The organism is Pseudomonas sp. EGD-AK9 (assembly GCF_000465935.2).
Lineage (GTDB): Bacteria > Pseudomonadota > Gammaproteobacteria > Pseudomonadales > Pseudomonadaceae > Aquipseudomonas.
On the sequence record NZ_AVOF01000392.1, the window covers coordinates 1 to 2,702 of the forward strand.

Annotated in this window: 3 protein-coding genes; all 3 read left to right on the forward strand. The window is 67.4% G+C overall.

The window, feature by feature from the left end:
- On the forward strand, positions 1-727 hold a 727-nt coding region (locus N878_RS17035), incomplete at its 5' end, for an FAD-dependent monooxygenase (protein WP_021444807.1).
- Positions 728-821: 94 nt separating this feature from the next.
- A complete protein-coding gene (locus N878_RS17040; RefSeq protein WP_021444808.1) occupies positions 822-1,823 on the forward strand; it encodes an extracellular solute-binding protein in 1,002 nt (333 codons plus the stop codon).
- 121 nt (positions 1,824-1,944) lie between these two features.
- The coding region (locus N878_RS17045; protein WP_021444809.1) for an iron ABC transporter permease at positions 1,945-2,702 on the forward strand (758 nt) is incomplete at its 3' end.

Below are 2,702 nucleotides of genomic sequence, written 5' to 3' on the forward strand. Positions count from 1 at the left end.
CGCCAACTCCGCGGTGCGCCGCCTGGCCGGCTGCGCCAGCCGCGAGTGGGATTACCTGCACCACGCCATTGTCACCAGCGTGCGGGTCGAGCGCCCGCACCAGGCAACCGCCTGGCAGCGCTTCACCGACGACGGCCCGCTGGCCTTCCTGCCGCTAGCCGGCGCGGCGGGCGAGCACTGGTGCTCGATCGTCTGGTCGACCCTGCCGAGCGAGGCCGAGCGGCTCATGGCGCTGGACGATGAAGGCTTCTGTGTCGAGCTGGGCAAGGCCTTCGAGCACCGCCTCGGCCAGGTGCTGCATGCCGACCGTCGCCTGTGCATCCCGCTGCGTCAGCGTCATGCCAAGCGTTACGTCGAGCCGGGGCTGGCGCTGATCGGCGACGCCGCGCATACCATCCACCCGCTGGCGGGGCAGGGGGTCAACCTGGGCTTTCTCGACGCCGCGGTGCTGGCCGAGGTGCTGCTGCATGCCGCCGAGCGTGGCGAGAACCTGAGTGAGGAGCGCGTGCTGAGCCGCTTCGAGCGCCGGCGCATGCCGCACAACCTGGCGATGATGGCGGCGATGGAGGGCTTCCAGCGCTTGTTCCAGGCCGACCCCTTGCCGGTGCGTCTGCTGCGCAACGTCGGCCTCGATCTGGTCGATGGCCAGGCCGAGGCCAAGGCGCTGTTCGTGCGTCAGGCGCTGGGGCTGAGCGGCGACCTGCCGGAGCTGGCGCGCGCCTTGTAACACTCGTTGACTTTTGTTGACGTATTTACGTTGAGAAGGCAAATAACATTCACTACTATTCAGCCACTTTTTTCATCCACAAGAGGCTGGTCCCATGAAGGCTCGCAACGCGCTGCTCGCTGCATTCACCCTCGGCACCCTGGCAAGCGCCGTCCAGGCCGCCGATGAGGTGGTGGTCTACTCCGCCCGTATCGACGAGCTGATCAAGCCGGTATTCGATCTCTACACCGAAAAGACCGGGGTCAAGGTGAAGTTCATCACCGACAAGGAAGCCCCGCTGATCGCCCGCCTCAAGGCCGAAGGCGCCAACACCCCGGCCGACCTGCTGATCACCGTCGACGCCGGCAACCTCTGGCAGGCCGAGCAGGAAGGCGTGCTGCAGCCGACCAAGTCGGACCTGATCGCCGCCAATATCCCCGCCCAGTACCGTTCCAGCAGCGACAGCTGGACCGGCCTGTCGCTGCGCGCGCGGACCATCTTCTACTCCACCGAGCGGGTCAAGCCGGAAGAGCTGTCCACCTACGAGGCGCTGGCCGACAAGAACTGGGAAGGCCGCCTGTGCCTGCGCACCAGCAAGAAGGTGTACAACCAGTCGCTGACCGCCACCCTGATCGAGACCCACGGCGCCGAGAAGACCGAGCAGATCGTCAAGGGCTGGGTGAACAACCTGGCCACCGACGTGTTCGCCGACGACACCGCGCTGCTGCAGGCCATCGACGCCGGCCAGTGCGACGTCGGCATCACCAACACCTACTATTACGGCCGTCTGCACAAGCAGCAGCCGGATCTGAAGGTCAAGCCGTTCTGGCCGAACCAGAACGACCGTGGCGTGCACGTCAACCTGGCCGGCGCCGGCGTGACCAAGCACGCGCCGCACCCGGAGCAGGCCCGCAAGCTGCTGGAGTGGATGACCACCCCGGAAGCGCAGAGCATCTTCGCCGGCGTCAACCAGGAATTCCCGGCCAACCCGGCAGTTGCGCCGTCCGAGGAAGTGGCCGCCTGGGGCAGCTTCAAGGCCGACTCCATCGCCACCGAAGTGGCCGGCAAGCGCCAGGCCGAAGCGACCATGCTGATGGATCGCGCTGGCTGGCAGTAAGCTGCTGGCGAGAGCGCCGCGGGTGCGTCACGGCGTACCCTCGGTGATCCGCGCTGCTGCCGTTATACTTCGACGCCCCGCCCAGCCGGGGCGTCGTCTTTTCCGCCGTCGAGGAATCCGCGTGCCGCATCCCGTCCAGCGTCGCTGGTACCCCATCGTCTTCGCCGTTGCCCTGCTGGTGCTGTTGCCGCTGTCGGTGCTGCTGCTCAGCTGGCACGAGGTGGACGCTCAGATCTGGGCGCACCTGTGGCAGACGCAGATGGCGCGGCTGATCGGCAATACCCTGACCCTGGTACTCGGCGTCGGCATCGGCGTGACCCTGCTCGGCGTCAGCCTGGCCTGGCTCACCAGCCTCTGCGAGTTTCCCGGGCGGCGCTGGCTGGACTGGGCGCTGATGCTGCCCTTCGCCATTCCCGCCTATGTGCTGGCCTTCGTTTTCGTCGGCCTGCTGGATTTCGCCGGGCCGCTGCAGAGCCTGCTGCGCGAGTGGTTCGGCAGCGGCCTGCGCCTGCCGCGGGTGCGCTCCATCGGCGGGGTGATCATCGTCCTGGTGCTGGTGTTCTACCCCTACGTCTACCTGCTCGCCCGCGGCGCCTTCCTGGCCCAGGGCAAGGGCCTGATGGAGGCCGCGCGAGTGCTCGGGCAGAGTCCCTGGCAGGCCTTCTGGCGTGTCGCCCTGCCCATGGCGCGGCCGGCCATCGGCGCTGGCCTGGCCCTGGCGATCATGGAGACCCTGGCCGATTTCGGCGCGGTGTCGGTGTTCAACTTCGACACCTTCACCACCGCCATCTACAAGACCTGGTACAGCTTCTACAGCCTGACCAGCGCCACCCAGCTGGCCAGCCTGCTGCTGCTGGCGGTGGCCCTGGTGCTCTATGG

Bases quoted from the DNA above. Each gene is read 5' to 3' on its own strand.
- N878_RS17040 (WP_021444808.1), top strand. From the start codon at position 822: ATGAAGGCTCGCAACGCGCTGCTCGCTGCATTCACCCTCGGCACCCTG.